The organism is Brevundimonas sp. NPDC058933 (assembly GCF_049315965.1).
Taxonomy (GTDB): Bacteria; Pseudomonadota; Alphaproteobacteria; order Caulobacterales; family Caulobacteraceae; genus Brevundimonas.
In genome coordinates this window covers 1-6,213 of record NZ_JBMOSL010000023.1, presented here as the reverse complement: position 1 = coordinate 6,213, position 6,213 = coordinate 1, and the positions used below count along the sequence as shown (strand labels likewise).

At 37.1% G+C, this 6,213-nt stretch carries 8 protein-coding genes; all 8 read right to left on the bottom strand.

Going from position 1 to position 6,213, the window contains the following annotated elements; all coding sequences use genetic code 11:
* Window positions 1–664: 664 nt before the first annotated feature.
* Complete coding sequence (locus tag ACOZBP_RS17215; protein WP_422677544.1) at window positions 665–883, bottom strand: hypothetical protein; 219 nt, start codon at window positions 881–883, stop codon at window positions 665–667.
* A 70-nt stretch (window positions 884–953) separates the two neighbouring features.
* Window positions 954–1,148 (bottom strand): hypothetical protein, encoded by a 195-nt coding sequence (locus tag ACOZBP_RS17210; protein ID WP_422677543.1) that lies wholly within the window; start codon window positions 1,146–1,148, stop codon window positions 954–956.
* Window positions 1,145–2,419, bottom strand: coding sequence for a zonular occludens toxin domain-containing protein (locus ACOZBP_RS17205; protein WP_325087755.1), 1,275 nt, complete (start codon window positions 2,417–2,419; stop codon window positions 1,145–1,147). Before ACOZBP_RS17205 ends, ACOZBP_RS17210 begins: the two co-directional genes overlap by 4 nt.
* 69 nt (window positions 2,420–2,488) lie before the next feature.
* Window positions 2,489–2,770 (bottom strand): DUF2523 family protein, encoded by a 282-nt coding sequence (locus ACOZBP_RS17200; protein ID WP_325087756.1) that lies wholly within the window; start codon window positions 2,768–2,770, stop codon window positions 2,489–2,491.
* Window positions 2,767–4,065 (bottom strand): virulence factor TspB C-terminal domain-related protein, encoded by a 1,299-nt coding sequence (locus tag ACOZBP_RS17195; protein WP_325087757.1) that lies wholly within the window; start codon window positions 4,063–4,065, stop codon window positions 2,767–2,769. The genes ACOZBP_RS17200 and ACOZBP_RS17195 overlap by 4 nt, the downstream gene beginning before the upstream one ends.
* Before the next feature lie 96 nt (window positions 4,066–4,161).
* Complete coding sequence (locus ACOZBP_RS17190; protein ID WP_325087758.1) at window positions 4,162–4,386, bottom strand: major capsid protein; 225 nt, start codon at window positions 4,384–4,386, stop codon at window positions 4,162–4,164.
* Window positions 4,387–4,595: 209 nt separating this feature from the next.
* Window positions 4,596–4,892 carry a hypothetical protein gene (locus ACOZBP_RS17185; RefSeq protein ID WP_325087760.1) on the bottom strand — a complete coding sequence of 99 codons (297 nt, stop codon included), beginning with the start codon at window positions 4,890–4,892 and terminating at the stop codon, window positions 4,596–4,598.
* Window positions 4,882–6,213: replication initiation factor domain-containing protein (locus tag ACOZBP_RS17180; RefSeq protein WP_422677542.1), on the bottom strand; the 1,332-nt coding region annotated here is incomplete at its 5' end. The genes ACOZBP_RS17180 and ACOZBP_RS17185, both read right to left, overlap by 11 nt.

The following is a 6,213-nucleotide window of genomic DNA, read 5'->3' as shown; positions in this document are numbered from 1 at the left end:
GTTTCTATACAAAGCAATTTTATCCAGCGAAGCAATTTTAGAAGATAAAGCAAAGCTCAGAGCCGAATGTCGCATAACGTAATTTTATGTTAAATAGCATATCCAAGACTGTGGCCTACGCAACTCAGTTGGTGCCACAGCTCAGCAACGTGAATCTGTAAAAATTATATTCACGTTGCTGAGTATCCTAATGAACATAATATACGTTATGCCGAAATCCGTGAGCTTTATAATTGTTCATCTGTAAAAATATCAGAAATGATAATAAAAATTGTAGCAATAGTAAGAGCAACACAGAAAGCCAATAAAAAATTCTCAAAAGTAAAATATTGAGTATATTTAAAATTAGGATCAGAAATAAAAACAGTCTCAAACATAAAAACACCCTGTTTTGATTTAAATTTAGTCAATCGTAACCCGCATGTTATAAGCCGCTAATTCGTCATTACAGCCTGTTTATGGTGTGATCCAATTTAATAAAAAGCTGTTTTAAATCATCAATTTGCTGTGAATAATCTAAATCAGATAACTGCATGTATTCTAAGTGTTTTTCTAGGCATTCACGCATAAAAATATAGTCTTCTTTGCGTAAAACACCTTTATTTCTACTGTATGCAATTGTGCTATATACATGTCTATTCATAAATTCTTAGAGGCATGTTATTTATGCCTGATCTTTAGAATACCAACTACGGTACTTATCTAAATAATTATTAAATTCAGTAATAAAAACATGAGACATATCTTCATCACTTAAAATCTTTTGCAAAACCTCAAGGTTGATTGAAACATTTAAATTCCCACTTAAATGTTGTTTGGCAACTCTTTGCGCTTCATCTGTAACTTGTTGAGATAACATCTTTTTCCCCTCAGTTCGCGCCATACGGACGCTCTGTTTTTATCGCTTAGAGTTTAAACGGGAGCTGTAATCAGGGAAAGAGGGTTTTAAAATTTTAATTGCCCGATTCACTCGTAGACACTCGTTCTGCTAATTTCTTTCGATATTTCTTAAAGCGCTTTAAACGCCAATATTTTTCTGTAAATTCAATAATTTGAATAGGAAATCTTGAAAAGAATAAACCTGTGCCAAAGCCTGTAAAAATAGCCCAATACAGTAAATGATTAATTAATTGCATTTCAGGTGTCATAGGGAATGCGCTCCAGTGATGTCTTTTTGTGGTTTTGTACCGTAAGGGATAGGCTCTGATTTAGGTTGTGGGTTTTGAGTAGAAAAATGTTCTTCTTGTTCTACTTGTTGTGTTGATGTGGAATCGGAAGATGATGATTTAGGGGGATTAAAATCATTATTTTGTTTTAAAGCAAAATAATCAAAAGGACGATAGCCCGAAAGGTATTTTTTACAATCTTCTTGTGAAATGCCTGTCATGTAGTTACCTTGCTGATCTATAGCCATTAAACGACCACTGGAGAGCTTAACCACTCCCGACATTCTAGGAAAATCAGTAGGCTGTACTTGTGGTTGATATTCAAATTCATAAGGCTTATTTGAGTTGTATGAAACAGTCTGAACACCTGTAGCAGTTAAAGAAGAACCATTTTTAGATAAATCATTGAACCACTTGACGCATTCAGGCTTTTCAACATTTACACCCTTTCGGCATTCAACGCTTAAATCTAGCGGGGCATTAGATGATTGAATATCTTCTTTATGATCTTTCTTAGATACTGCATTGTCACCAGTAGAATTATTTTCTTGAACAGTTCCATTTTTTTCCTCAAATCTTTTTGTATTGAAAGTATCTGTATTCATTAATGCAATTAAAACAAAAGCAATAACAGCTAGGAAAATGCCTAAAAAAACAAATAGCTGTTTAGGTAGCTTGAACTTAATAGATGAATGATCGGAAGCAGATTTATAAAGAGATTGATATTTATCACTGAAATTAAAACGATAAAAATCTAAATATTTTTTAAACTTTGCATTTCTGTTTGCGGTAGGTTCAGGATTAGAAAGCCATTTATCAAACTCAAAAACGTTTGTATAAGTAGGCTTTGAAGCAGGACGTTTAATAAAAAACATTCTATCAATGAGCTTGTGAATGCCTTTTTCAATACGCTGTGAATCTTGAGTAATTAGCCATAAATCTTTATTGGTATGACGGTGAATAGTTAAATCCTTAATCATCGGATCTTGAGAATATTGATTTCCCTTATACTCAAATTCACGACGCATTTGTACTTCATCATAAATAATAATTGAGCCGTCAGGAGTATCACGCCAATCGTCAGGAGCGGGATCAACTTCAGGAATCAAAAGTTCCTTAATATCTGAATAGATTTTTCTACGTTCTAAGCCCTGCTCTTCTAACTTGTCATTTTCTTTAATAATCTCCAATATTTTTGAGATCATAAACTGAGTTTTGCCTGAACCAGGTGTACCAACAATTAAATTAATCATATTAAAATCCTCGCTTGTCTTGTTCGGTGACTGCGCGCCCTCGCACCTCACCGACAAGCTACGTATTTTTTAAGCTTTCTTAAATCCGATAGATGCACTGTTTAATGCAACACGCACAGCAATAGCACTAAAAACCATTGATAAGGCTTGATCAGCACCCGACAAGCCGAACAAATACATTACATTGCCGAGCTGCCCCCAATACTGATAAACAACACTTATTGATTGATCGAAGATGAATTGAGTTGTGCCATAAGTGAAAGCAGTTATTCCCATGCCTGAAATTACTTTTTGCCCGGCACTGGAAAGAACAACGTCTGAAATTTTTGTAAGAATGCTAGATAAACTCATGCTTGATCTTCCTCTTTAGTTCGCACACCCGCCACGATATAAACAGATGCAACAGCACCGACTAAGAGAACGGCAGGTTTAAAGAAGTTAAGAGCATCGCAAACAGGTTGATATGGCATATCAAGAGTGACTGAATTACCCATGACAGAAAAAGAAACTGAATCTTGAGGACATGTGCCAGTAGCAGATAAATTTACTTTATCGGCATTTATATCTAGATCAGGAATATCTAAAGGATTTTCTTTTTCGGGTAGGTCACTATCATCCTTAGTCCAATCAAACCATTCTTCAACTTTTTCCCAAAATGTTAATTCTGTTTTTCTGTGATTATCTGTCTTTTTTGAATCCTGTTTATATGTTACATACCATTCACAAACTGTAGCAGCCCAAGAACAGAATTTTGGTAATTCAAATTCATAACCCTCTGACGGTGCTTCAGGATCATAAACATCTGGGACAGTATCTCCGTCAGTATCTGTATTGGGTTTATTTTTAATATCAATATTTGGATCTGTACGAGGCTCAGGTACAGCATTATCCAATGCATCGTCAGAAGCTTTTGGAGCTTCACCGCCTGCGGGATTATTCGGATGATAAATATCAGGTAAAACAGATGGAGCTACAGGGGAGTTATTAACAGCGGCCCCAACTTCGGGTTCAGGAACTTCCTCATTCTTAAAGTCAGGATTGTAATCAGGGTTTGTTATATATGTATAAGTAACAACCTGTAATAAATGTGACTTATCAGAGTTTTTATAAATTTGAATATATTTATTAGCTTTATTTAAAGTAAATGATTTACCACCCAATTTAGGAGCAAGAAGTTGAGCTAGTACTTCAGGACTAGAAACACACATAGATAAAGCGGAATAACAATTTGTTATCGTCGGATTTGAACCTGAATCTTCCTCAACTTTACGAACAATTTTACCTTGATCAATGATCCATCCGACGCCCTCAAGAATGCCATAGATCGCAGCGCCCGCTACACCCATACGGACCATATTTGCAACAGTTGAACCTGTACGAGCAGCGGTAACACCGACATTAGCCTTATATGTATAGTCATTACGTGCAAATGCATTTGGGCGTGAAGCTTGATAGGATAGATTTTTTCCTACGTTGTCGTAAACTACCTCTTCAATAGTCCATTTTTCAGCAGCACCAGCATATGCATTATTTAACAAGTAAATTGGAGAAAGAATAATTGCAATTGAAAGATATATTCTTAAAACAAGTTTTAATTGTTTTGTTAAAACATTTTTATACCAATAAAAACCATCATTAAAAGCCATATATACGCCCCTATATATTCCATTTCTCACACCTCAAAAAAAGAAAAGGGATTGCAACCACTGGAGAAGCAACCCCTATTTTTAAAACATTTGTTCTTAGAATGCTGAACGAATGTATTTAAAAACTTTGATACCCAAAGGGATTAAGATTGCTACAGCAGCAACAGCAGCGCCCGCAGTAGCAGCCCCCGTCAATTCAGCAGTAATATCAGCAGTATCGACAGCAGCATTAGCACCCGCAGTCATTGCAACAGCACCCACAACAACAGCACCTTGTTTTAAACGTGTTGCAAGGTCACGGTTTTGTTTTTGATTTTCCATTATGGAAGCTCCTAGTTTTTTTCGAAGATTTGCACCCGTATGACTTTAATTCCCCAAACGGTTGCAAGAGTGAGCCAAAAAGCTAAACCGATTGCAGTTGCTTCGGAATAACTTAAAGGCGGTAACAAGGTCGGGAATTCGACCCATAGATCGCATTGGTTTGTAACCTCGTTGACGATTTCACAGACCTTTGCCATTTCTTAAAATCCTTAAGCCTTAGGGGCTGTTTTTTCAGGGACTAGATCAACCAAGATGGTTTTTGAATCTTTGCCGTTAGATACGCTTTTCATCGTTGCTTTTGCCTTAAATGGGTATTCAAGACCTTTGATACGTTCAAAGTTGAACGATGTACCCCACGTGTAATCCGTAGAAACAAAGCCAGCGAAGTTTTCACCTTCCTGTAATTCAGCTTGTGCAAAAATTTTTGTTGAATCGAACGGTCGGCCGTTGTATTCACCCTTAGACGCTTTAGCACCCAGTACTACGATTATTGTTTCAAATTGCATGGACAAATTCCTTATAAGCAGACATGTTCACCAGTGGTTTACCGACAAAAAGCGGCATCTCCTCCAATGATGTTGGTTTAGTTTCAAAGTGTTGATTTAAACGAATTGACTGCATGACAGCAGCATGTGAAAACTTGAGACGTTTTGGGACTTCATCTTTATCAGATGAAATCATGTTAATTAATTCTTGAGGTTCGACCACTTTGGCAAATTGACGGATATATTTTCCGAATTGCACTTTAAGAACATCGATTGCTTTATCCCAACTGATTTCAGACTGTTTTTTAACAACTTTTGTCTTTTCAGGGGTGCAAAAATCTTTTTCTAGTTGCTTGGCAAGCCACTCAAAGCAAGGGTAAGCACCTAGAAAGTACTGAGACGGTGAGAGCAAAATATCAAGCGGGATATAGCGGTCTTTAGACTTAAATTCGACTTCAGCACGTACCCAAGGGCTTAAAGGACTACCCTCCTTTTTTCCACGTTCATAAAAACGTGCATATTTTCCACTGGTGCGATCACCGACAGCAAAGGTACGGCCTTTACCGTTTGGACGTTTCCAAGGGCCAATCTTTTCAATTTTAGGTTGACGGCCGCCACACCAAAATCCGCCTACATCATCCCATTCATCAGCCTGATCTACAGTGATGTATTGCCCCTCAAAGTCATCATAGGCAAGGTCTACACGAGTTAATTTAGGTTCACGTGGGCCAGTTTCTTTTAAGAAACCTGTTTGAGGATCATAAAATTTTTGGTAAGACGTAAGGTATTGATATAAGCGGACTTGCCAACCTTTACGAGCTAGAGCACACCCAGTGCCATTAATTTGAATTGAAATACGACGAGAGCTATGACCGTATAAAACCATTCCCATTTTGTCTTGTAATTCATATGCAAATTTGTAGTTATGCATACCGTTTTGACGTTTTTCACCAAGACCGAAGCCGAATATTTCATGCAAATGGTGATCTAAAAACGTTTCTATTCCATAGGTTAGCTCTGAATCAGCAGTCATAGGATCAAGTGAATAATATTCTTGGCCTAAAGTTGACTGACAAAATCCAAAAGTAATCCAATCGTGGGATGCAATCCCGTATTCATCACATGGTACAGAATGTAAAACTGGAACATTTCCTTTCTCCGTGAGAACCATTTTGCAATTGTCTAGGCGACGAGGAAAGGTGAATTCATCGTATTGGAGACGAGAGTCCAATGTCGTAACCCCCATATTATAAATGGGGGTAGAAAAATCAGTCAGGCGACTAGATTCTGCTGAGAAGAATTGTGCAGATTTAGGGCTTTCCACCGTGTTTTTACGGGTTTG